Raw genomic sequence first — 23,609 nt, 5'->3', positions numbered from 1 at the left:
CCGTACCCGGCTTCTGGACGATGACGGCTTGCCGGCCGGGGGTTCCCATCGGCGACTCTGTGGGCCGGCGGCCCCGCGATCCTGTGGGTCGGCGGCATTGTGCTCGCGGCCTGCTCCACGCTCCACGGGTTCGTGTTCCAGGTTCGGTGCTCCACGCCGTGGCTCGACGCCCGTGGCTCCACGCCCGTGGCTCGACGCCCGTGGCTCCACGCCCTGGCTCCGGGCCCCTGGCTCCGGGCCCCTGGCTCCGGGCCCCTGGCTCCCACAGAGGCTTGTGCTCCACGGCCCCTTGATAATCCGTCGAGCCGCTGCTCGGGTCGCAGTGGTGGCCCCGTCGACCGAAACCCGGGTCAGGTCCGGTGCCTCGCCGGCTCCAGAGTTTGGCTCCCGTTGAGGCGACGCCTGGCGTGGACGCAGAGGCCGTGTGCTGCGGTCGAGGCAGTGGGCCGCTCCTGCTCCATGGCGCCGTTACGGGCGCGGGCCGCCGGAAGCCTAGCCAGCACGGCAGGCGTGAATTGGGCCGCCACTGCGAGGCGGGTAGCGATCCGTCGAGGGGACGCGGAAGCGCGTTTTAGCCGTAGCGGTGGTGTACAGGGGGGCGGTCGGAGCGGCGCCCCCGCCTGACGTCGGGCGTCCGCCCTCTGCGGATCACCACGGTCGGCCCGCCGTTCTTGCCGCGACCCGTGTCGCTCGGTCCGCTGCCGGCGCGCGGCACCTCAGTCCTGCCCATGGCCGCTACCCGTAGGCGCTGCGTCGCGGACCAGAGCTAAGCCCCATCCGCGATCGCAACTCCACGAGTCGGCCACGAGCGCTGTCGCTCGTAACCTCGGCGTTCCTGGGGGCCCCGCAGGACGCCCCGCTTCACCGAACCGACCCCCGGTTTCACGTGAAACAACGACCTCCGGCGACTCTGTCTACGGGCTACCGTCTCGGCCCTTGGCAAGCGCCCCGCAGGACTTCCGCAGGCAAAATCTCGTGCGGGCGGTGCCTGCCGCGATAGCGCGAGCACAGGGCCACGAGCACAGGGCCACGAGCACAGGGCCACGAGCACAGGGCCGCGAGCGCAGGATCCCGCACGGGCAACTCCGCCCGCGTCGGACTCTGAGTCCGCCCCGGCGTCGGGCTCTGTCCGTGCTCCGCTCAGCCCCCGCTCCGTTCGAACAGACTCCGCCCTGGACTGCACTCCGCATCGGCCTCGGCGCTTTGCTACCCCGGCGGCGCCCGAGTGCCACTCTGCGACCCGGGTCGCCCGGGAGCGACACTCTGCGGCCCGACGCCGACGCCCGTACTGAGTTTCCATGGCGGCTAGGGCCGAGCGCCGCTTGGGGGCGCCGAGACCATGCCGCGCCTGCGCTGCCGGAAGCGTCCGGTGTTCGCTGCGTACCCGGCAACGTTCAGCGTGGGCTGGCGGCACCGCCGACCAGCAGCGCGGCGCGCGTGGGCGGCCAGTGCGTAGCGCCGCCTGAGCGCGGCGATCCCGTGCCACGCTCTCGTCGCCCTTCGAGCGTCTTCTGCTCGCATCTGGCTACCCTGGACGTCCGGGCACGCCATGGTGCGCCACGCGGTCCTGCCTTGACGAGTGGCCCCCCTTGCTCGGCACACCGGCCGGCGCTCGGCGCGGTCCACGCCGAGTTCGCCGAGCGGCGGCCATTCGCGGTTCGGGGCCACGCGGGCCCGACCGAGCGACGGGTTAGAGCCCGAGTCAGGTAGCGACTAGTGGTCCGACCGGTTGGAGTCGGCCCCGCCGATCCAGCGCGACGGACGCCCCCAGGCGACGAGCGACAGACGCTCCCAAGGCAGCGCAGGCACGGCAAGTGGCCGCCATACGGAGACGGCGCTCGACCGCGTCGCGGTGAGGGGTCGGCCGCCTCGGTGTGAGCATTCACCGCCGCCGACCGCGCCGTTGCGCAACTGGTGCTCGTCTCGCTGCTCATCGCGTCCGGCCGACCTGCGGGCGCGGAGGTGGCGTCCGCGCCGGGCCCGCGAGAAGCGAGCGGTGCGAGGGACGGGGTCGTTCCCCGCGCAGCGGAGCGCGCGCTGGAGGGCGGCGACGAAGGACGACGGGCGACAGACGCATCTCGTTCGAGCGCCGCCCACCCGCTTGCGCCCTCCTGGAATGGGCGGCACATTTCACGGGCGCCGCCGGCCGACTGCGGGCGGCGGGCGGGCTTCGCCAGGACCGTCCTCTTTGCCGTCGGTGCCGTGGCCGCAATCCCGTTCACCCGCGCACCGCCGTTCGCCAGACCGTCGGCGAAGCGGCGGGCCCACGTCGGCTGTCGCGGCGCCGGCACGGCGGCCTGCCGTTTCACGTGAAACAAAGAGCCCGCCGCGCGTTCAGGCGCTCGGCGGGCTCAGTGGGACGGGGTCGTTAGCCGTCGCTGAGGGAGTCCTCCCGCTCCACCCCGATGATGCCGACAATCCGCTCCAGGTCGTCCACCGTGGCGAACTCGATGGTGATCTTCCCCTTGGCCCTGCCGATGTCGACCTTGACACGGGTGTCGAAGCGATCGCTGAGCCGGTCGGCCAGATCGGCGAGGGCCGGCGAGTGGGGCTTGGCGCGGCGCCTCGGTGCGGCCTTCTTGGTGGGGCCCTCCGAGATGGCCAGCGAGACCAGTTCCTCGGTCGCCCGGACCGACAGCCCCTCCGCGACGATCCGGGTCGCGAGCTCCTCCTGCCCGTTGGTGTCGTCGAGGGCGAGGAGTGCGCGGGCGTGCCCGGCCGACAGCACGCCGGCCGCCACCCGGCGTTGAACCACCGGCGGCAGGTTCAGCAGCCGGATGGTGTTCGAGATCTGCGGGCGGCTGCGCCCGATCCGGCGGGCAAGCTCCTCGTGGGTCGCGCCGAACTCGTCGAGCAGCTGCTGGTACGCGGCGGCCTCTTCGAGCGGGTTCAGGTTCGCGCGGTGGATGTTCTCCAGCAGCGCGTCCCGGAGCATCGCGTCGTTGCGGGTGTCCCGGATGATCGCCGGGATGGTGTCCCTGCCGACCGCCTGGGAGGCCCGCCAGCGCCGCTCGCCCATCACGAGCTCGTACTTGTCCTCGCCGAGCTCTCGCACGACGATCGGCTGGAGCAGCCCGACCTCCTCGATGGAGGTCTTCAGCTCCGCCATCGCCTCCTCGTCAAAGATCTGCCGCGGCTGCTTCGGGTTCGCGACGATCGCGACGACGGGGATCTCCGCGAACCGCGCCCCGGGTACCGGCGCCAGTTCCGGGTACGACGGCACGCCGACCGCGGCCGCCGACGGACCGGGCTGCACCGGTGCCGTGGCGCCCGAGTCGGCCGGGGCGCCATAGGCCGGGTTGATGCCGGGCAGCGGGGCGGTCGCCACGCTTCCAGGCGGGGGCGCGGTCGGAATGAGCGCACCGAGCCCACGCCCGAGGCCGCCCTTCGGACGGTTCTTCATGCCACGCCTCCCACAGTCCCCACCGGCACGGTGCCGGCCGATGCGATCACTTCGCCGCGCGCTCCGCGATCTCCTGGGCCGCCTCGAAGTAGCTCGTGGCGCCCCGCGAACCGGGATCGTAGGTCATCACCGACTGCCCATAGCTCGGTGCCTCCGAAACCCGGACGTTCCGCGGGATGACCGCCTGCAGCACCTTGTCCCCGAAGTGGTTCCGCACGTCCTGCTCGACGGCGTCGGCCAGGCGGGTGCGCCGGTCGTACATGGTCAGCAGGATGGTGGAGACGTCGAGGGTCGGGTTCAGGTGTGCCTTCACCAGGTTGATGTTGCTGATGAGCTGGTTCAGCCCCTCCAGTGCGTAGTACTCGCACTGGATCGGGATGAGCACCTCCTGGGCGGCGACAAGCGCGTTCACCGTCAGGAGCCCGAGCGAAGGCGGGCAGTCGATGAACACGTAGTCGTACGCGCCGGGGTAGGCGGCGATGGCTCGGGCCAGCCGCGACTCCCGAGCGACGACCGAGACGAGTTCGATTTCGGCGCCGGCGAGGTCGATGGTGGCGGGCACGCACCACAGGTTGGGGATGCCCTCGACCGCCTGCGCCACCTCGGCGAGCGGCGTGTTGTCGATCAGGCAGTCGTACACGTCGGGCACGCCGGCGTGGTGCGGGACGTTGAGCCCGGTGGAGGCGTTGCCCTGTGGGTCGAGGTCAACGACGACCACCCGATTTCCGTGCAGGGCCAGTGCCACGGCCAGGTTCACCGTGGTGGTCGTCTTGCCGACCCCACCCTTCTGGTTGGCCACGCAGATGATGCGCGCGTGGGCGGGCCGAGGCATGGTCACCTCGCCACTCGGGTTCAGGATATGTACGGCGCGCATGGCTTCCATGGCCAACGGTGGATCATCCTCTTCACGCGACTCTGTTTCACGTGAAACGTACGCGTCCGTCACGGTTTCCTCGGCGAAAGGTCTCGTGGACGCCGCGGGCGTGTCGGCTCGGGCGTCGGAACGGGGGGCTGGCGCGGGCCGTCCGCCGTCGACCTGTTCCGCCGGCGCCGGTACCGGTGCGGCGTGGGGCCGAGGGGACGGCGTCGGCCGGCGTAGGGCCGGGTCGGCGGGACCGCCGGAAGTAGCGTAACTCCCCGCGGGGTTCGCCGCAGGGATGCGGTGCGGCGACGGTGGACCGCCCGGCGCCCGGTACCCGGGAGCGCCGCTGGTCGGCTCCTCGGCGCGACCCGAGTAACCGTTGCTGGTCCTTGGCGACGGAACCTGACGGTCGACGCCGTGCTCCGCCGGACCGGGCACCGCCGCGCTGCCGTAGATCCGACCCTCACGCCGTGGCGGTGGGTTGACCGGCGGGAACGCACCGGTGACCTGCTCCTGGTCGACTCCGTGCCCGATTTCGCGCTCTGTTTCACGTGAAACGGGGGCGCTGCCGTCGTGACTACCGCTGTTCTGCACCGTGTCATCCCTACCCGCCGCGTCGGACTGATCGGCCTGCACGTCGCAGCCGCTCGCAAAGTGGGTGCGCGGCCAGCCTACGGCCGATGGCCTACCGAGGCTACGGCCCCCCGCCTCGTCACGGTCCTCCTGATGCACGAGGATAGGAAATCCGTCGACGCTCGAGAGACGCCCACCGAGCGCCGCAGGCACCAGCGGTGAGCCGGCCTGCCATCACTGCTCGCGGTGGCGCCGCGAATGAGCGGGGCGGCCGATTCGGCGTCGCCCCGGGCGATGGCACCAGCGCTCGCAACGACGCCGTAGGTGGCGGAGCCACCCTCGCCATGGCGCTATGAGTGGCGTACCGGTCGGCGCCAGCATCGCCGTCTTCACCTTCGGCGGTGCCACCAATCGCTGCGACGCCGTCTGCGATGGCACCGCGGCCGACAGCAGCGCCACGGGTGACCGCCACAGAAGCGGAGAAGCCGAAGCGGCCGAGGAACCGGAGGAGCCACCGAGCAACGGCGGCGCCGGAACGGGCGGCGAGGCAGCGGGAGACGGTTCGGCGCAGAGAACGACGGTGGCGAGGTGCTCCTCGCCCGCCCATCAACGCCTCCGTGGTCTCCCGCGCACCCCACCGCCATCCGGACTCGAACGGCGGCCGGCGCGCCCGGTGCGTGCCTGCGGTCCGGTCGGCGCGACGGCGCGCTCGCGGACGATGTCCACGACGGTCGTCAGCGGCTCGACCAGGGTGGCTCCGCACTGCCGTACGACCGGGGCGCCGCCGCCGAGCCGGTCGACCGCGGCCCGGTGCTGGGCGACCTCGTCGACGGCCGCGGCGCCCTTGAGCGCGAGCAGCCGTCCGCCGGGGGCGGCGAGGGGTAGGCACCAGGCAGCGAGCCGGTCGAGTGGCGCGACCGCGCGGGCGGTGACGATGTCGGCGGGGGCGAGGGCGGTCCCGACGAGTTCCTCGGCCCGGGCCCGGAGCACCGTGACGGTACCGGCCAGGTCGAGGGTCGCGACCGCTTCCGTGAGGAAGGCGGCCCGTCGTGCCAGCGGCTCGACCAGGGTGACCGTGAGGTCCGGCCGGGCCACGGCAAGGACAATGCCGGGCAAACCCGCCCCAGACCCCACATCTATCACCGAAGCATCCTGCGGAATCAGCTCCCCGACCACCGCGCAGTTCAGCAGGTGGCGCCCCCAGAGGCGGGGTGTCTCGCGGGGACCGATCAGGCCACGGATGACCCCATCGGTGGCGAGCAGGTCGGCGTAGGCGTGGGCGAGGGGCAGGCGGTCGCCGAACACGACCCGCGCCGCGTCGAGAAGTTGCCCCTCGGGCAGCGAGGGGACGACGAGTCCCTCGGGCAGCGGACCGGACTCGGCGAGATCCGGTCGCACCGGGCCGGACGAGCCGGGCGTAGAGGGCAGCGCCCCCTCGGCGTCATCGCCGGAGGGGGCGCCGGTGTGCGATGGAGGCACGGTCAGTCGGCGACCGGGTGGACGACGATCCGGCGCTGCGGCTCAACGCCCTCGGACTCGCTCTGCACCCCGTCGATCGCGTTCACCACATCGTGCACGCACTTGCGCTCGAACGCGGACATCGGCTCCAGGCGGACCGGCTCGCCGAACTCCTTGACCTTCTCCACCGCGTTCTTCGCCACGGCGGCGAGTTCCTTGCGGCGGGCGGCGCGGTAGCCGCCGACGTCGAGCAGCAGCCGGCTCGGAGTACCGGTCTGCCGGAAGACGGCGAGCCGGGTGAGCTCCTGCAGCGCCTCGAGGGTGGCGCCGCGCTGGCCGACGAGGGACTGGAGGCGACCGCCGACGACCTCCACGACGGGGCGCCCGCCGGAGATCAGCTCGTCGATGTCGCCGTCGTAGTCCAGGACGTCGAGCAGGCCCTCGACGTAGTCCGCGGCGATCTCGCTCTGCCGGAAGAGGTCGGTCTCGTCGGCCTTCGCGGAGCCGGTCCCACCGGCCTCCTCGTCGGCCTCCTCCTCATCCTCTTCGTCGTCGTCCTCCTCGTCGTCGCCCTCGTCCTCATCCTCGTCGGCCTCGGCGCGCGGATCGACGCCGAGGGCGCCGTCGTCGGCGGCGTCGTCCGCGCCGGCGCGATCGGCCGGGTCGTCGCGGACCTCGTCCTCGTCGACGTGGGGAGTGCTGGTGTCGGTCACATCTGTCTCCGTACTGGTCTGACGGACCAACGCGCGGTCCGCGGTTTCCCGCCCAGTCGGCGGGTACGTCAGTGGCCGCCGCGGCGGCGCGGGGTGGGCCGTCAGCCCTGCCGCCGCGCCGCGCCGCCCTTCTTCGGGTTCACCGGCTTGGCGCCCGGGCGGGGCGCGTTCGCCTTGGTGACCGCCGGCTTGGGCTCGGGTGCGGGCGGCTGCGGGCGGAAGCGGGCCAGCAGGCCACCCTTGCTCGCGTCCTGCACCGGCCCGCCGTTCTTGCGGGCGGCCCCGGCCGTGGCCGTGGCCGACGTCCGGCCGGCCATCGGCGGCGGCGGGTACTTGCGCAGCACCCACTGCTGCTGGGCCAGCGAGAACAGGTTGTTCGTCACCCAGTAGATGACCACACCGATGGGGAAGGGGTAGATGAACCCGGAGAACAGCAGCGAGGCGGGGATGCCGTAGAGCATCAGCCGCTGGATCATCTTCTGCTGCGGGTCCGCGGCCCAGCCGGTCTTGAGGATCATCTGGCGGCTGGTCAGATAGGTCGTCACGGTCATCATCAGGACGAGGATCATCGCGACGATCTTGGTGGTCCCGTTACCCGTGGCGAACGAGTCGGAGATCGGTGCGGTGAACAGGCGGGCAGCGGTGGCGCTGTTGAACTGGCCCACCGTCCAGCCGTAGATGTCCTTGAGATCGTTGGTCGGCTGGAGGCGACGCAGCACGTGCAGCAGGCCGATGAAGACCGGGATCTGGAGGAACATCGGAAGGCAGCCCATCAGCGGGTTGGCCTTTTCCTTCCGGTAGAGCTCCATCATCTCCTTCTGGAGCGTCTCCCGGTCACCCTTGTGCTTCTCCTGCAGGGCCTTGATCTGCGGGCTGAGCGCCTGCATCGCCCGCTGCGACTTGATCTGCTTGACGAAGACCGGGAACAGAATCACCCGCAGCGTCACGACCAGGAAGACGATCGCGAGGATCCAGTCCCAGTTGGTACCCAGGAAAGCAACGCCGGGCAGGATGGCGTCCCAGACCGAGTGCCATTTCAGCAGGATCCACGAGATGGCCGTGTAGATCCAGTCGAGACTCAATTCGGGGCTCCAGATACGTCAGCGCGTCGGCGGGACCGGACCGGTGGCACCGGGTCGTACCCACCGGGGTGGAAGGGGTGGCACCGCAGCAGCCGCCAGATCGCCAGTCGCAGACCACGCAGGGCGCCGTGCGTCGCGATCGCCTCCAGGGCGTACGCGCTGCACGTCGGGTGGAATCGGCAGCGGGCCGGCAGTGCCGGGCTTACCCAACGACGGTACGCGACGATCGGTACCGCCAGCATCCGCGCACCGCGGGAGGCGGTGCTCACCGGGTACCCCCGGCGCGCAGTCGGCGGCTGCGTGCGGCGGCGATGGCGGCGTCGAGATCGGCGCCGAGCTGGGCATATGTGCTGGTGGCCGCGGCCGGTAGCGCGCGCACGACCAGGTCGGTGCCGGGCGGCAGGGTGTTCAGCCGGTCGCGAACGAGGTGCCGCAGCCGACGCCGGGTCCGGTTGCGGACCACGGCCGGTCCGACCGCCCTGGACACGACGAAGCCGGCGCGGGCGGGGAGCTGCTCCCCGGCCTGCGCCGGCCCCGGTTCGACCAGATGCACGACGACGCCACCACGGCCGGCGCGGTCACCCGCGCGCACGACCGCGGCGAATTCAGCGCTGCGCCGGAGGCGCGACGTCGCCGCGAGCACGGCCGGCTACATCCCTGGCACCCACCGCGGGCTCACGCCGACAGGCGGGCGCGCCCCTTGCCACGGCGGGCGGAAATGATGGCGCGACCGGCCCGGGTGCGCATGCGCAGCCGGAAGCCGTGGGTCTTCGCGCGGCGGCGGTTGTTCGGCTGGTAGGTGCGCTTGCTCACGTCAGGTCTCCGTTGTCGGCGGTGGCGTTACGGCTGGTCTGGCCGGCAGCCGCACCCGGATGCGGCCATAGCCGACATCCATAGTAAGCGGTACGCGACCCGGGGCTGGCCGCCCCCCGCACCCGGCCCGTCCGGCGACGGCCGGCGACCGCGGAGCGGCGGCGCAACCCCACGAGTCTACGAGCCACCCCAGTTGATCAGCAAATACGCTCGGGTCGTCACGCTCCGTGAGCACAACGGCGACTCTCCGCACACAAACGCGCCAATCCTGTACCGGGTGCTGCCGGATCGTGTGGACAACGGTTGAAGGGTTGTGGACAACGCTGTTAGCGTGCGCGTCTGCCCGTCGGGTGGTGGGGACCCGGGCCGGGCGGTGTGGGGGGCAAAACCGGGCGAGGTGGTCGCTCGTTCGGCACGGTGAGCCCGCTCACTCACCGCCCTTGGCCGGCGATCGGAACGATGCACAGGCTGTGGATAACCTGTGGACTACTGGTGTCACGGTTGCCTCGTACAGCGGGTGGTCGGCAGCGATGGGGGTAGCGGGACGGTGGCGGAGATGAGCGACGGCGGCGAACGCCCGAACATGCTGGGCGATCTCGCCGCGGTCTGGGCCGCCGCGACCGACGAGCTCGCCGACGAGATCGTCTCGGCGCAGCAGCGGGCGTACCTGCGCCTGACCCGGCTGCGGGCGATCGTGGAGGACACCGCCCTGCTCTCGGTGCCGGACGCCTTCACCCGGGACGTGATCGAGTCACGGCTGCGCCCGGCGATCACCGACGCGCTGTCCCGCCGGCTGGGCCGGGCGATCCAGGTGGCGGTGACGGTCCGCCCGCCGGAGGACGGCTCGGGCGGCGCGCACCCGGGGGTTCCCATCCCGTACCAGGCCGCGTACGGCTACCCGAGCGGGGGCGCCGGGGTACCCGACCAGCCCGAGCTCGGCTACCCCGGCCACTACGACAACCCGTACGGCCAGCAGGGCTTGTACGGGCGGGCGCCGGTCCCCGGGCCGCCCCAGTACGGCGGGGGCACCCCGGGCTACCAGTCGAACCCCGCAGCACCGACCTACGGCCCACCCAACCCCGGGCCCTCCGCTCAGGATCACCCGAGCGGCCACGGCCCCACCCTGCGCTCCGCGCCCCCCTCCCGCGACGGCCAGGACGCGCTGTTCGCCGCGCCCGAGCCGGTCGACCGGGAGCGCAGGGCGCCCGACCCACACCAGCCACCCCATCAGGGCCCGGCTCACCATGGCGGCACCCACCCGAACGGACCGGTCCACCACGGCGTCGGACCGGACGGCGGCTCCGACAACGGGCCGAACCGCCCGCCACCCGGTCCGGACAGCCGGCCGGGCGGGCCGTCCCGCGACGACCGGCGCCCGGGTGGGGAGAGCGGCGGGAACCGGCTCAACCCCAAGTACATGTTCGAGACCTTCGTCATCGGCTCGTCCAACCGGTTCGCGCACGCCGCGTCCGTCGCGGTCGCCGAGTCGCCGGCCAAGGCGTACAACCCGCTGTTCATCTACGGCGGTTCCGGGCTGGGCAAAACGCACCTGCTGCACGCGATCGGCCACTACGCGACGAGCCTCGGCAACGCCCGCTCGGTCCGCTACGTGTCGACCGAGGAATTCACCAACGACTTCATCAACTCGCTGCGCGACGACAAGACCAGCGCGTTCCAGCGCCGCTACCGGGACGTCGACATCCTGCTCATCGACGACATCCAGTTCCTGGAGAACCGCGAGCGTACCCAGGAGGAGTTCTTCCACACCTTCAACACCCTCCACAACGCCAACAAGCAGATCGTCATCACCTCGGACCGCTCGCCGAAGCAGCTGTCCACCCTGGAGGACCGGCTGCGCACCCGGTTCGAATGGGGGCTGCTCGCCGACATCCAGCCGCCGGACCTGGAGACCCGCATCGCGATCCTCCAGAAGAAGGCCGCCCAGGAGCGGCTGTTCGCCCCGCCGGACGTGCTCGAGTTCATCGCCTCGCGGATCGCCAACTCGATCCGCGAACTGGAGGGCGCGCTGATCCGCGTCACCGCGTTCGCCAGCCTCACCCGCGCCCCGGTCGAGCTGTCGCTCGCGGAGGAGGTGCTGCGCGACTTCATCCCGGACGGCTCGGGCCCCGAGATCACCGCCGACCAGATCATGGTCTCGACCGCCGACTACTTCGGCGTCAGCCTGGAGGACCTACGCGGGCACTCCCGCTCCCGGGTACTCGTCAATGCCCGCCAGGTCGCCATGTACCTGTGCCGGGAGCTGACCGACCTGTCCCTGCCCCGCATCGGGCAGGCATTTGGCGGGCGGGACCACACCACGGTCATGCACGCGGACCGGAAGATCCGCCAGCAGATGGCGGAACGCCGCTCGCTCTACAACCAGATCGCCGAGCTGACCAACCGGATCAAGCAGACCGCCTGATCCACACTCGCGGGGACGCCGCTCACGGGAGCAGGCGCGGCCCGGCTCCGGCGCGGGTTGGCGCGGCGCGCGGGCAGCACCGGTTGGCGCGGCGCCGGGACAGCGCGGTCGACGCGGCGCGCGGGCAGCGCGGGTTGCGGTTGGCGCGGCGCGCGGTTCGGCGGCGCCCGGTTCGGCCGGGGCGCGGTTCGCCGGCACGCGGTTCAACGCAGCTCATCCGTTGACGGCCCGGGCAGCTTCGGTGTGCCACCCGCTTTGCTCTGCTTCCGCAGGGGAAGAACACCACCTCCTCTCTCCGCTTGTTCCCTTCTCCGCTTGATCGGCAGATTGACACAGAGCTTGGTACAGATACGCCGATTTAGGGACAGATACGTAGCTAGATCTCCCACCCAGCCCGCCGCCCGGGAGAGGAGTGGGTGGGATAGAGGTGCTTCCTCCTCGGCAGCAGAGCCCAGCGCGCTGACGCCAGCACTCCTGCCCGCTGGCGTCGCCGCCTCACCCCGGCCTGCGGCTCCCGTCCCCGAAGCCTCCTGCGCCCGGGAGGCTCCCACGTCGCCGGCGACGGCGGCACCCGCCGATATGGGCAGCGCACACCCAGGCAGCGGTGCAAGAAAGCCGACAATGAGCCGTCCGAAGGCGTCGCACCGGATCTGGCGCCCTTCTCCGTTGTCCACACCGTCCGCAGGCATCCACAGGCCCTGTGTACGACAGCCTGTGAACTCGGTGGACGAGATCCGCGCATGTTCACAGGGTGTGGAGAAACCCTGGGGAACACCTGTGGACGCGTGTGGACAGGGCGGCACTTATCCACTGATTGATGCGGCCTGTGTCTGGCTTGTGGAACCATCTGGGGAAAAGTAGCCGGTCGTTACATCGATCGGCATGCGCCCGGTTACCCACAGCTGAGGACAAACCCCGGGGATAACCGGTGGATAACCGGTGGACGACGGTCATCAACCAGGGGACAACGGTGGACGTGTGGAGAACACCCCCGGTTACGCACCGGGTTCTCCACAGCTAACGCACCTGTGGATATGGCGTCTCAGCTGCGGATACGCGCCCCATCCACAGAACACACAGCACCGACGAAGACGATGAGTTAGTTCTTTGAAGAGAAAACAAAACCAATCATCAGGGTGGGGACAGAGCTGGCCGCCCGGCTTGGGCCGTGCCAAGTCCGGGTCGCCCGGCCGGGAGGGCTTGCGCTCGCCGTACCCGGACCTGGCAGCATCGACACCACGTGGTGGCCCGAGTCGTTCGAACGGGGGTGGGGACGCATCGGTCGTCTCCGCGCCCTAAGGTTCGACGCAGACAAGACTCTCGACGCGGAGGCATCCCATGAAGTTCCGGGTGGAACGCGACGCGCTCGCCGACGCCGTGGCGTGGACGGCGAAGAGCCTGCCCAACCGGCCCTCCGTCCCCGTTCTCGCCGGCGTGCTGCTGCGCGTGGCGGACGGGCGGCTGGAGGTCTCCGGCTTCGACTACGAGGTCTCCAGCCAGGTAAGCGTGGAGGTGCAGGCGGACGCGGACGGCGCCGCGCTGGTCTCCGGCCGGCTGCTCGCCGAGATCACCAAGGCGTTGCCGGCCAAGCCGGTCGATATCGCGGCCGTTGGTGCGCATCTCGAACTGGTCTGCGGCAGTGCCCGGTTCACCCTGCCGACGATGCCGGTCGAGGACTACCCGACCCTGCCGGAGATGCCGGCCAGCGCCGGTTCGGTGGACGCGGCCGTGTTCGCCACCGCGGTACAGCAGGTCGCCATCGCCGCCGGGCGGGACGAGACGCTGCCGATGATGACCGGCGTCCGGATCGAGCTGAACGGGTCGACGCTCGCGATGCTGGCCACGGACCGGTACCGGCTGGCGATGCGCGAGATCGAGTGGCGTCCGGACGACCCGAACATCAGCCTGAACGCCCTGGTGCCGGCGCGGACCCTGGCCGACACCGCCAAGACCCTCGGCCCGCTGGGCGGCGAGGTGACCCTGGCCCTGGCCGCCGGCGGGGCCGGCGAAGGCATGATCGGCTTCGCCGGTGGCACGCGACGTACGACGAGCCGGCTGCTGGACGGCGCGAACTACCCGCCGGTCCGCTCGCTGTTCCCGGACGCGCACAACGCGCAGGCCCGGATTCAGGTCGCGGCGCTGGTCGAGGTGGTCCGCCGGGTGGCGCTGGTGGCCGAGCGGGCCACCCCGGTGCGGCTCAGCTTCAGCGACGAGGGCCTGGTCGTCGAGGCGGGCGGCACCGAGGAGGCGCGGGCCAGCGAGGCGATGGAGGCGACGTTCACGGGTGAGCCGCTGACCATCGCCTTCAACCCCCAGTACCTGCTCGATGGCCTCCAGCACCTCAACACGTCCACCGCCGTGCTGTCGTTCGTGGACGCCTTCAAGCCCGCCGTGCTGTCCCCCGCCGGCGAGGATGGAGAGATCATTGCCGGTTACCGGTACCTGATCATGCCGATCCGGGTAACCCGATAGTAGGGCCCGGGTCGGTATGAGCCGACGATGATCAACAAGGGGGATGCAACGATGCAGCTCGGCCTCATAGGTCTCGGCCGTATGGGCGGCAACATGCGGGAGCGGATCCGCGCCGCCGGAATCGAGGTGGTCGGCTACGACCGCAACCTCACCATCAGCGACGCCGCGGACCTGCCGGAGCTGGTGCGGAAGCTGGCCGCGCCGCGGGCGGTGTGGGTGATGGTGCCGGCGAAGTTCACCGAGGAGACCATCGACGACGTTGCCGAGTATCTGGAGCCGGGCGATCTGATCATCGACGGCGGGAACTCCCGGTTCAGCGACGACGCGCCGCGCGCCGTGCGCCTCCACGAGCGCGGCATCGGCTACGTGGACGTGGGCGTCTCCGGCGGGGTCTGGGGCCGGGAACTCGGGTACGCGCTGATGGTGGGCGGCGACGCGGAGCACGTCCGGCGGCTGATGCCCGTCTTCGAGGCGCTCAAACCGGCCGGCGACTTCGGCTTCGTGCACGCCGGGCCGGTCGGCGCCGGGCACTACGCGAAGATGGTTCACAACGGCATCGAGTACGGCATGATGCAGGCATTCGCCGAGGGTTACGAGCTGATGGAGAAGTCCGAGCTGGTCACCAACGTGCCGGGCGTGATCAAGTCGTGGCGCGAGGGCAGCGTGGTCAAGTCCTGGCTGCTGGACCTGCTGGACCGGGCCCTGGACGACGATCCGCGCCTGTCCAACCTGCGCGGCTGGGTCGAGGACACCGGCGAGGGCCGGTGGACCGTGGAGGAGGCGATCCGGCTGGCGGTGCCGATGCACGTCATCGCCGCCTCGCTGTTCACCCGGTACGAGTCCCGCCAGGCCGACTCGCCGGCGATGAAGGCGGTGGCCGCGCTGCGCAACCAGTTCGGCGGCCACGAGATCCGCAGGGCCTAGCCACCCGTGTACGTGCGCCGGCTGGAACTGGTGGACTTCCGCTCGTACCCCCGGGTGGCGGTCGACCTGGAGCCGGGCGGCAGCGTGCTGGTCGGCCCGAACGGGGTCGGCAAGACCAACCTGGTCGAGGCGCTGGGTTACGCGGCGACCTTGGGCAGCCACCGGGTCGCCACCGACGCCCCGCTGGTGCGCGCGGGCGCGGCGAGCGCGGTGATCCGGTGCGCGATCGTGCACGACGGCCGGGAACTGCTGGTCGAACTGGAGATCGTCCCGGGCAAGGCGAACCGGGCCCGGTTAGGCCGCTCGCCGGTGCGCCGGGCCCGGGACGTGCTGGGCGCGCTGCGCCTGGTGCAGTTCGCCCCGGAGGACATGGAACTGGTCCGTGGCGATCCGGCCGAGCGCCGCCGGTACCTGGACGATCTGCTCGTCACCCGGCAGCCCCGGTTCGGCGGGGTGCGCACGGACTACGACCGGGTCGTCAAGCAGCGCAACGCCCTGCTGCGGACCGCGTACCTGAGCCGCAAGGTCGGTGGCTCCCGCGGCGGTGACCTGTCCACCCTGGACGTGTGGGACACCCACCTGGCGCGGCACGGCGCCGAACTGCTCGCCGGGCGGCTCGAACTCGTCGACGCGCTCGCGCCGCACGTCGCGAAGGCGTACGACGCGGTGGCGGCGGGCAAGGGTGCGGCGGGTATCGCGTACCGGTCGGGGTTGGGTGGGGCCCTGACCCCCGACCGCCCGGCGCTGGAGGCGGCGCTGCTGGCGGCGCTGGCCGAGGCCCGCTCCGGCGAGATCGACCGGGGCGTGACCCTGGTCGGGCCGCACCGCGACGAGCTGCTGCTGACGCTGGGGCCGCTGCCCGCGAAGGGGTACGCGAGCCACGGCGAGTCCTGGTCGTACGCGCTGGCGTTGCGGCTGGCCGCGTACGACCTGCTGCGCGCCGACGGCATCGAGCCGGTGTTGGTGCTGGACGACGTGTTCGCCGAACTGGACGTGGGGCGGCGGGAGCGGCTGGCCGAACTGGTCGGCGGCGCCGGTCAGCTGCTGGTGACGTGCGCGGTCGCCGCCGATGTGCCGGCGGGGCTGGTCGGCGCCCGCTACGAGGTCACCGAGGGAGACGTGCGCCGTGCCGGATGACCGGCGCCGCGAGGCGTCCCCCACCCGCACCCCGGACCCGGCCGCGGACGGCGGCGGCGCGGCCGAGGCCCCCGGCCACCCGGGCGAGCATGACGGCAGCGCCGATCCAAAGCTGGCCGATCCAAAGCTGGCCGGGCCGGAGCTGGCGCGGGCGGTGCTGGAGGCCGCCCAGGCGCGCCGGCAGGCGGCCGCGAAGCAGCGGCGGCGGTCGGGGGAGGGTGGCGAGCCGCGCCGGCGGCTACGGGGCTACTCGGGGCCGGGGCCGGACCCCCGTGACCCCCAGCCGTTCGGCTCGGTGCTGGCGAAACTGGTCAAGGATCGCGGCTGGCAGCAGCCGGCGGCCGAGGCGACCGTCTTCGGCGCCTGGGAACGGGTGGTCGGCCCGGACGTGGCCAAGCACAGCCGGCCGGTCAAGCTGGCCGACGGGGAACTGACCGTGGAGGCGGAGTCCACGGCGTGGGCCACGCAGCTGCGGTTGCTCGCCGCGTCGCTGCTGCAACGGATCGCCGCGGAGGTCGGGCACAACGTGGTCCGGAAGCTGCATGTGCACGGGCCGGCGGCACCGTCGTGGAACCGGGGGCCCCGGCGGGTGCGGGGGCGTGGTCCGCGGGACACGTACGGCTGACCCCGGATCGGGCCGGCCGGCCGATGCGCGGGCGGCGGCGATGGCGGCGAGCCGCGGGCCGGGCCCGGTCAGAAGTCGGCGTAGACGGCGAAGCCCCGGTCGGCGCAGCGCCGGAAGAAGCGGGCCAGCACCGCCAACTCCCCGCGGGAGAAGCTCCACTGCGGGGCGCCGCCGTTCTCGTCCCGCAGTGCGTTCATCCGCCCGGCCAGCCAGCGCAGTTGCTGCTCGGCCAGGCGGCCGTCGGCCAGCGCCGCGCGCAGCACCGCGCCGACCGAGTCGAAGGTCACCGCCTCGCCGTACTCGGCGTGGCCGGCGACGAAGCGCTCCAGCCCACCCGCGATCCAGGCACAGCCGTCCGGGTCGATGACCGGGTCCTCGTCCTCGGCGGAGTTGTCGGTGGCGTAGAGCACGCCGTCCAGCCCGAGCAGCAGGTCCACCAGTTCGGTGTAGGCGGTGGCGCGGACCGTTCCGGTCTTGGCGATGTGCCCGGCCAGGGCGGCGGTCGGCGCCCAGACGCCCGGCCCGTCGGCGAGCTCGGCGAAGTCCACGAACGCGGCGGGGGCCACCGGATCGTAGAAACGACCGGTTCGCGGCCACTGCACGGCGACGTTGTCCAGCCCCATCGTGGGCCAACCTCCTTGCTGCTGCGCCGCACACCTCGCGCCGGGAGGGTACGGCACGGCGACCGGTTCGCGCGACCCCCGGGCCTCGCTCGGTGCGTCGCAGGCCGTTGGTACGCCCGGCGGTCGGAACGGCCACGGGGCCGGCGCCGACGCCCCCGGCGCATGGGGGGAGTCGCGACCGGCACCGATCGTGCCGCTACGGACTCCTCAGGTGCCTCGGCGGGGGTGCCGTACGCGCGGTTAGCGGCATGTGCACAGTAGGATTGACGCGGGGACCAGGAAAGACCCCAGCCAGCGAACACGTGGAGCGCAGCGCCGGACTAACGGGCCCAAACCGGGCTCCCGGGGGGCCGGTCGGGCGACACCGCGGGTCCCGCTGTGGGTGTAGTTCATCACGACCTCGCGGGACCCGCTCGGCGACCGCGCCCGGCCCACCGACATCGGTGGCCGCCGTGCCGCGTGCCCGGGCGCCCGCCAACCCCCGTGCCCCCGCCCCGGGCGGCGCGGAGAAAGTGACGCAGGGTGGCAGCGAAGAAGCCTGAGTACAGCGCCAGCTCGCTGACGGTGCTCGAGGGACTGGAAGCGGTCCGCAAGCGGCCGGGTATGTACATCGGTTCGACCGGCGAGCGCGGGCTGCACCACCTGGTCTGGGAGGTCGTCGACAACGCGGTGGACGAGGCGCTGGCCGGCTACTGCGACACCATCGACGTGGTGCTGCTCGCCGACGGGGGCGTCCGGGTCGTCGACAACGGCCGCGGCTTCCCGGTCGACCTGCACCCGAAGCTGAAGAAGCCGGGCGTTGAGGTGGCGCTGACGGTTCTGCACGCCGGTGGCAAGTTCGACGGCAAGGCGTACGCGGTCTCCGGCGGCCTGCACGGCGTCGGCGTGTCGGTGGTGAACGCGCTGTCGGTGCGGCTGGCCGTGGAGATCCACAAGGACGGCTACGTCTGGCGGCAGCAGTACCACAACTCCAAGCCGAGCCCGCTGGAGAAGGGCGAGTCGACCAACCGCACCGGCTCCTCGGTGTCGTTCTGGCCGGACCCGGCGATCTTCGAGACCACCGACTTCTCGTTCGAGACGATCTACCGCCGGATTCAGGAGTACGCGTTCCTGAACCGCGGGCTGACCATCCAGTTGCGCGACGAGCGCGAGGCCAACCAGGAGGACGGCAAGCCGCGCGAGGTCACCTTCTGCTACAAGGGCGGCATCGCGGACTTCGTCCGGCACCTCAACCAGACCAAGAGCCCGATCCACAAGACCGTGGTGGAGTTCGGCGGCGAGGGCGAGGGCATGGCGGTGGAGATCGCCATGCAGTGGAACGAGTCGTACGGCGAGTCGGTCTACACGTTCGCCAACACGATCAACACGCACGAGGGCGGCACGCACGAGGAGGGCTTCCGCGCCGCGCTGACCACCGTGGTGAACAGGTACGGGGCGGAGAAGAAGATCCTCAAGGGCGACGAGAAGCTCTCCGGCGAGGACATCCGCGAGGGGCTCGCCGCGATCATCTCGGTCAAGCTGACGAACCCGCAGTTCGAGGGGCAGACCAAGACCAAGCTCGGGAACACCGAGGTCAAGAGCTTCGTGCAGAAGGTCTGCAACGAGTGGATGGCGGACTGGCTGGAGCGCAACCCGGCCGAGGGCCGGACGATCATCACGAAGGCCACCCAGGCGGCCCGCGCCCGGATGGCCGCCGCGCAGGCGCGCAAGCTGGCCCGGCGCAAGAGCCTGCTGGAGTCCGGCTCGATGCCGGGCAAGCTGGCGGACTGCCAGTCCACCGACCCGCGCGTCTCGGAACTGTTCATCGTCGAGGGTGACTCGGCCGGCGGCTCCGCCAAGCAGGGCCGCGACCCGAAGATCCAGGCGATCCTGCCGATCCGCGGCAAGATCCTGAACGTCGAGAAGGCCCGGATCGACAAGGCGCTGCGCAACAACGAGGTGCAGGCCCTGGTCACGGCGTTGGGCACCGGCATCCACGACGACTTCGACATCGAGAAGCTGCGGTACCACAAGATCGTGCTGATGGCCGACGCGGACGTGGACGGCCAGCACATCAACACGCTGCTGCTGACCCTGCTGTTCCGCTTCATGCGGCCGCTGGTCGAACTCGGCCACGTGTACCTCGCCCAACCGCCGCTCTACAAGATCAAGTGGAACCGGAAGGGCGACGACGTCCAGTACGCGTACTCCGACAAGGAGCGCGACGGGCTGATCCGGCTGCGCCAGGAGGCCAAGCCGAACGCCAAGCCCGAGGACATCCAGCGCAACAAGGGCCTCGGCGAGATGAACTACCACGAGCTGTGGGACACCACGATGAACCCCGCCACCCGCACGCTGAAGCGGGTGAGCCTGGACGACGCGGCAACCGCGGACGAGCTGTTCAGCGTGCTGATGGGCGAGGACGTCGACGCCCGCCGCTCGTTCATCCAGCGGAACGCCAAGGACGTCCGCTTCCTGGACATCTAGCGCACGCTCGGGCGGCTTGGCGGCAGTGCGTGACCGCATCGTCACGCACTGCCGATCGCCGATCCACACTTTCCACAGAGATATCCACAGCGAAGGGTGACCAGTGACCGACACGACGGTCCCGGGCGGCGAGCGCATCGAGCCGGTCGGCATCGAGATCGAGATGCAGCGCTCCTACCTCGACTACGCGATGAGCGTGATCGTGGGGCGCGCCCTCCCCGATGTCCGGGACGGCCTCAAGCCCGTACACCGCAAGATCCTGTACGGCATGTTCGACGGCGGCTACCGCCCGGACCGGGGCTTCGTGAAATGCTCCCGGGTCGTCGGCGACGTCATGGGCCAGTACCACCCGCACGGCGACTCGGCGATCTACGACGCACTGGTGCGCATGGCGCAGCCGTGGTCGCTGCGGTACCCGCTGATCGACGGCCACGGCAACTTCGGCTCGCCCGGTAACGACCCGGCGGCCGCGATGCGCTACTGCCTCACCGGCGACGCCCTGGTGCGGACGGCCGAGGGCACGCTCCGCATCGACGAGATCGTGCCGGGTGCCGCGCCGAACTCGGAGACCGAGATCGACCTGAAGGTCCGCGACCGCAACGGCGACCTGGTCCGGGCCACCCGCTTGTTCCACTCCGGGGAGCACCCGACCCTGCGGCTGCGCACCCGCGAGGGCTACGAACTCACCGGTACTCACAACCACCCGGTGCTGTGCCTGGTACCGCTGGCCGGGGTGCCGACCCTGCTGTGGAAACTGCTGTCGGAGGTCCGCCCGGGCGACCGGGTGGTCATGCAGCGCACCGCCTCCGAGGAGATCGGCTACCCGCCCGCGGCGGCGGTCGAGGCCGCGGTCCTGGCCGGCGCGTACGCGAGCGAGAACACGAACACCGACCGCGAGATGCCGGGCGTGCGGAGCGCGCAGAAGGCGGTGCCGGGGTCCGTCTGGAGCGCCGGGCCGGCCGTCAAGCGGGCGTTTCTCCAGGCGGTGTTCGAGGCCGACGGCTCGGTCTCGGCGCTGCCCCGCGACACCGTCCAGATCTCCTACTCGACCCACAGCGCCCGGCTGGCGCGCGAGGTGCAGCAGTTGCTGCTGGAGTTCGGCGTGGTGGCCCGGCGGTGCCGGTACGACGGCGGCGAGTACAGGGTCGTCATCACCAACCGGCGGGATGCGGTGATGTTCGCCGGGGTGGTCGGGTTCTCCGGTCGCAAGCAGGCCGAGCTTCGGCAGATCCTGGCCGCGATGCCGGCCCGGAGCGCGGCGTTGAGCAGCGACCAGGTGCCGTTCGTCGGTGAGTTCATCCGCGAGCACGGCGCGCGCCGCCGGACCGAGCGGGACTGGCTGCGTCGGCACAACGTCGACCGGATCGCCCGGTGGGAGCGCGACCGCGACGAGATCGCCGCCCGGGTCACCGAGCCGGGCGTGCTGGACGTGGTGGAGCCACTGGTCGACGGCCGGTTCTACTACGCGGAGGTGGCCGGGGTCGAGGCCGCGGGCGTCCAGCCGGTCTACAGCGTCCGGGTGGACACCGACGACCACTCGTTCGTGGCCAACGGCTTCGTGAACCACAACACCGAATGCCGGCTGGCACCGCTGGCGATGGAGTTGCTGCGGGACATCGACGAGGACGCGGTCGACTTCCAGGACAACTACGACGGGCGGGCCAAGGAGCCCACCGTGCTCCCGGCGCGGTTCCCGAACCTGCTGGTCAACGGCTCCACCGGGATCGCGGTCGGGATGGCGACCAACATCCCGCCGCACAACCTGCGGGAGATCGCGGCCGCGGTGCAGTGGTGCCTGGCGAACCCGGACGCCGACGAGGCCACCACGCTGGACGAGCTCATCAAGATCGTCCAGGGGCCGGACTTCCCGACCGCCGCGCTGGTGGTCGGCCGGCAGCCGATCGAGGACGCGTACCGGACCGGCCGCGGCGCGATCCGGATGCGGGCCGTGGTCGAGGTCGAGGAGGACAGCAAGGGGCGGACCACGCTGGTGGTCACCGAGCTGCCCTACATGGTCAACCCGGACAACCTCGCCGAGCGGATCGCGGAGCTGGTCAAGGAGGGCAAGCTCACCGGCATCGCGGACATCCGGGACGAGAGCTCCGGGCGTACCGGCATGCGGCTGGTGCTGGTGCTGCGCCGGGACGCGGTCGCCAAGGTGGTGCTGAACAACCTCTACAAGCACACCCAGCTCCAGGAGACCTTCGGCGCCAACATGCTGGCGCTCGTGGACGGGGTGCCCCGGACGCTGAACCTGGCCCAGTTCCTGCGGTACTACGTGGCGCACCAGATCGAGGTCATCCAGCGGCGCACCCGGTACCGGCTGCGCAAGGCCGAGGAGCGGGCGCACATCCTGCGCGGCCTGGTCAAGGCCCTGGACATGCTCGACGAGGTGATCGCCCTGATCCGGCGCTCGTCGACCGTCGAGGAGTCCCGGGTCGGCCTGATGCAGCTATTGGACGTGGACGAGATCCAGGCCACCGCGATTCTGGACATGCAGCTGCGCCGCCTGGCCGCCCTGGAGCGCCAGAAGATCATCGACGAGCTCGCCAAGATCGAGGTGGAGATCGCGGACCTGAAGGACATCCTGGCCAAGCCGGAGCGGCAGCGGCAGATCGTCAGCGAGGAACTGGGCGACATCGCGGCCCGCTTCGGCGACGACCGGCGCACCCAGATCGTGCCGTTCGACGGCGAGGTCTCGATGGAGGACCTGATCGCCCGCGAGGACGTTGTGGTGACGATCACACGCACCGGCTACGCCAAGCGCACCAAGGTCGACCTGTACCGGTCGCAGCGCCGCGGCGGCAAGGGGGTCAGCGGCGCCAGCCTGCGCCAGGACGACATCGTCAGCCACTTCTTCATCAGCTCGACCCACGACTGGATCCTGTTCTTCACGAACAAGGGCCGGGTGTACCGGGCCAAGGCGTACGAACTGCCGGAGGCGAACCGGGTGGCCCGCGGCCAGCACGTGGCGAACCTGCTGGCGTTCCAGCCCGAGGAGCACATCGCCCAGATCATCCGCATCACCGATTACGGCGCGGCGCCGTTCCTGGTGCTGGCCACCAAGAATGGCCTGGTCAAGAAGACCCGGCTGGAGGAGTTCGATTCGAACCGGGCCGGCGGCATCATCGCGATCAACCTGCGGGACAACGACGAACTGGTCGGCGCCGCGCTGATCGGCGAGGACGACGATCTGCTGCTGGTCTCCAAGAAGGCGCAGGCCATCCGGTTCACCGCCACCGACGACACGCTGCGACCGATGGGGCGGGCGACATCGGGTGTGATCGGAATGCGGTTCACCGACGGCGATGAACTGCTCGCCATGGAGGTGGTCCAAGATGGCATGGACGTGTTGGTCGCCACGAACGGTGGGTATGCGAAACGGACGCCCATAGAGGAGTATCCGGTCCAGGGCCGCGGCGGTAAGGGGGTGCTCACCGCGAAAATCACCGAGCGCCGTGGTGCCCTCGTCGGGGCGGTGGTCATCAGCCCGGACGACGAGCTGTTCGCTATCACCAGCAACGGAGGCGTGATCCGGACTCCGGTGAAGCCTGTACGACGTACCAGGGATCGGAACACAATGGGGGTCAAGCTCATGGACCTACCCGAGGGCGTGACTCTCGTGGCCATCGCTCGCAACGCCGACGAGCCTGAGGAACAGGACTAGTTGATGACGGAGACACAGGCGAAGTCGGGGAGCTCCGAAACCTCGGCGAAACCGGTCGACCAGGAGGCCGCGGCCGCCGATGGTGGTACGCCCGCCACCGGGCGCGCCGCCGCGGTGGGTCGAGCGACCGTACCCGCCGACGCCCCGTCCCCGAAGTTCACCCGCGCTCCCGGTATGTCACCCCCTCCGGATGAGCCGCCGAACGGCAAGGCCAACACCACCACCGACGCCAAGGACGCCACCGCCCCGATCAGCGTGGGCGCGGCCGGCGCTGCCCGCGGTCCCGCCGCGGCGGCCGGCAAGGCACCGGTCAGCGGGGCGGGCGACGGCGCGACCGCCACCGGCGCCCGGCCGGTCAGCGCCCAGCCG

16 protein-coding genes and 2 pseudogenes are annotated in these 23,609 nt (G+C 71.2%); 9 read left to right on the top strand and 9 right to left on the bottom strand.

What is annotated here, in order from left to right; translation table 11 throughout:
• Positions 1 to 2,368: 2,368 nt before the first annotated feature.
• The 8 genes from KJS59_RS04755 to rpmH form a co-directional block, all read right to left on the bottom strand.
• Positions 2,369 to 3,403 carry a ParB/RepB/Spo0J family partition protein gene (locus tag KJS59_RS04755; protein ID WP_213451067.1) on the bottom strand — a complete coding sequence of 345 codons (1,035 nt, stop codon included), beginning with the start codon at positions 3,401 to 3,403 and terminating at the stop codon, positions 2,369 to 2,371.
• Between the two features lie 46 nt (positions 3,404 to 3,449).
• Entirely contained in the window at positions 3,450 to 4,562 is a 1,113-nt protein-coding gene (locus KJS59_RS04750; RefSeq protein ID WP_376771129.1) for a ParA family protein, read from the bottom strand.
• Between the two features lie 882 nt (positions 4,563 to 5,444).
• Positions 5,445 to 6,236 carry a 16S rRNA (guanine(527)-N(7))-methyltransferase RsmG gene (gene rsmG / locus KJS59_RS04745; protein WP_376771128.1) on the bottom strand — a complete coding sequence of 264 codons (792 nt, stop codon included), beginning with the start codon at positions 6,234 to 6,236 and terminating at the stop codon, positions 5,445 to 5,447.
• An 83-nt stretch (positions 6,237 to 6,319) separates the two neighbouring features.
• Positions 6,320 to 7,009 carry a Jag family protein gene (locus KJS59_RS04740; RefSeq protein WP_213451065.1) on the bottom strand — a complete coding sequence of 230 codons (690 nt, stop codon included), beginning with the start codon at positions 7,007 to 7,009 and terminating at the stop codon, positions 6,320 to 6,322.
• A gap of 101 nt (positions 7,010 to 7,110) precedes the next feature.
• Positions 7,111 to 8,091 (bottom strand): membrane protein insertase YidC, encoded by a 981-nt coding sequence (gene yidC, locus KJS59_RS04735; protein ID WP_213451064.1) that lies wholly within the window; start codon positions 8,089 to 8,091, stop codon positions 7,111 to 7,113.
• Positions 8,088 to 8,333 (bottom strand): membrane protein insertion efficiency factor YidD, encoded by a 246-nt coding sequence (yidD, locus tag KJS59_RS04730; RefSeq protein WP_213451221.1) that lies wholly within the window; start codon positions 8,331 to 8,333, stop codon positions 8,088 to 8,090. Before yidD ends, yidC begins: the two co-directional genes overlap by 4 nt.
• A 23-nt stretch (positions 8,334 to 8,356) precedes the next feature.
• The gene (rnpA, locus tag KJS59_RS04725) at positions 8,357 to 8,734 is read right to left on the bottom strand and encodes a ribonuclease P protein component (RefSeq protein ID WP_213451063.1); all 378 of its coding nucleotides are present in this window, start codon (positions 8,732 to 8,734) and stop codon (positions 8,357 to 8,359) included.
• Between the two features lie 32 nt (positions 8,735 to 8,766).
• Entirely contained in the window at positions 8,767 to 8,904 is a 138-nt protein-coding gene (rpmH, locus tag KJS59_RS04720; RefSeq protein WP_213451062.1) for a 50S ribosomal protein L34, read from the bottom strand.
• A gap of 583 nt (positions 8,905 to 9,487) precedes the next feature.
• Between rpmH and dnaA the strand changes: the two genes are divergently transcribed.
• From dnaA to KJS59_RS04695, 5 genes are all read left to right on the top strand, one after another.
• The gene (dnaA, locus tag KJS59_RS04715; RefSeq protein ID WP_213451220.1) at positions 9,488 to 11,326 is read left to right on the top strand and encodes a chromosomal replication initiator protein DnaA; all 1,839 of its coding nucleotides are present in this window, start codon (positions 9,488 to 9,490) and stop codon (positions 11,324 to 11,326) included.
• Positions 11,327 to 12,664: 1,338 nt separating this feature from the next.
• A complete protein-coding gene (dnaN, locus tag KJS59_RS04710) occupies positions 12,665 to 13,798 on the top strand; it encodes a DNA polymerase III subunit beta (RefSeq protein WP_213451061.1) in 1,134 nt (377 codons plus the stop codon).
• A 51-nt stretch (positions 13,799 to 13,849) separates the two neighbouring features.
• Positions 13,850 to 14,722 carry a phosphogluconate dehydrogenase (NAD(+)-dependent, decarboxylating) gene (gnd, locus tag KJS59_RS04705; protein WP_213451060.1) on the top strand — a complete coding sequence of 291 codons (873 nt, stop codon included), beginning with the start codon at positions 13,850 to 13,852 and terminating at the stop codon, positions 14,720 to 14,722.
• A 6-nt stretch (positions 14,723 to 14,728) separates the two neighbouring features.
• Complete coding sequence (gene recF / locus KJS59_RS04700) at positions 14,729 to 15,859, top strand: DNA replication/repair protein RecF (RefSeq protein ID WP_213451059.1); 1,131 nt, start codon at positions 14,729 to 14,731, stop codon at positions 15,857 to 15,859.
• Positions 15,849 to 16,484: a DUF721 domain-containing protein gene (locus KJS59_RS04695; RefSeq protein WP_306345140.1), complete on the top strand. Its 636-nt coding sequence runs from the start codon at positions 15,849 to 15,851 to the stop codon at positions 16,482 to 16,484. The genes recF and KJS59_RS04695 overlap by 11 nt, the downstream gene beginning before the upstream one ends.
• A gap of 68 nt (positions 16,485 to 16,552) precedes the next feature.
• Here the strand turns inward: KJS59_RS04695 and KJS59_RS04690 are convergent, their stop codons facing one another.
• Positions 16,553 to 17,107 carry a hypothetical protein gene (locus KJS59_RS04690; RefSeq protein WP_213451058.1) on the bottom strand — a complete coding sequence of 185 codons (555 nt, stop codon included), beginning with the start codon at positions 17,105 to 17,107 and terminating at the stop codon, positions 16,553 to 16,555.
• Between the two features lie 522 nt (positions 17,108 to 17,629).
• Between KJS59_RS04690 and gyrB the strand changes: the two genes are divergently transcribed.
• From gyrB to KJS59_RS30885, 4 genes and pseudogenes are all read left to right on the top strand, one after another.
• Positions 17,630 to 19,573: a DNA topoisomerase (ATP-hydrolyzing) subunit B gene (gene gyrB / locus KJS59_RS04685; protein WP_213451057.1), complete on the top strand. Its 1,944-nt coding sequence runs from the start codon at positions 17,630 to 17,632 to the stop codon at positions 19,571 to 19,573.
• Positions 19,574 to 19,763: 190 nt separating this feature from the next.
• Positions 19,764 to 20,273, top strand: a pseudogene (locus KJS59_RS31995) (DNA gyrase subunit A); the annotation flags it as partial.
• A 90-nt stretch (positions 20,274 to 20,363) separates the two neighbouring features.
• Positions 20,364 to 23,240, top strand: a complete 2,877-nt coding sequence (gyrA, locus tag KJS59_RS04680; RefSeq protein ID WP_306345144.1) for a DNA gyrase subunit A — start codon at positions 20,364 to 20,366, stop codon at positions 23,238 to 23,240.
• Positions 23,241 to 23,243: 3 nt separating this feature from the next.
• A pseudogene (locus tag KJS59_RS30885) lies at positions 23,244 to 23,609 on the top strand (DUF3566 domain-containing protein); the annotation flags it as partial.

The sequence above is a fragment of the Rhizomonospora bruguierae genome (genome assembly GCF_018397995.1).
Classification (GTDB): Bacteria; Actinomycetota; Actinomycetes; order Mycobacteriales; family Micromonosporaceae; genus Rhizomonospora; species Rhizomonospora bruguierae.
This window is presented reverse-complemented; position numbering and strand designations above follow the sequence as displayed.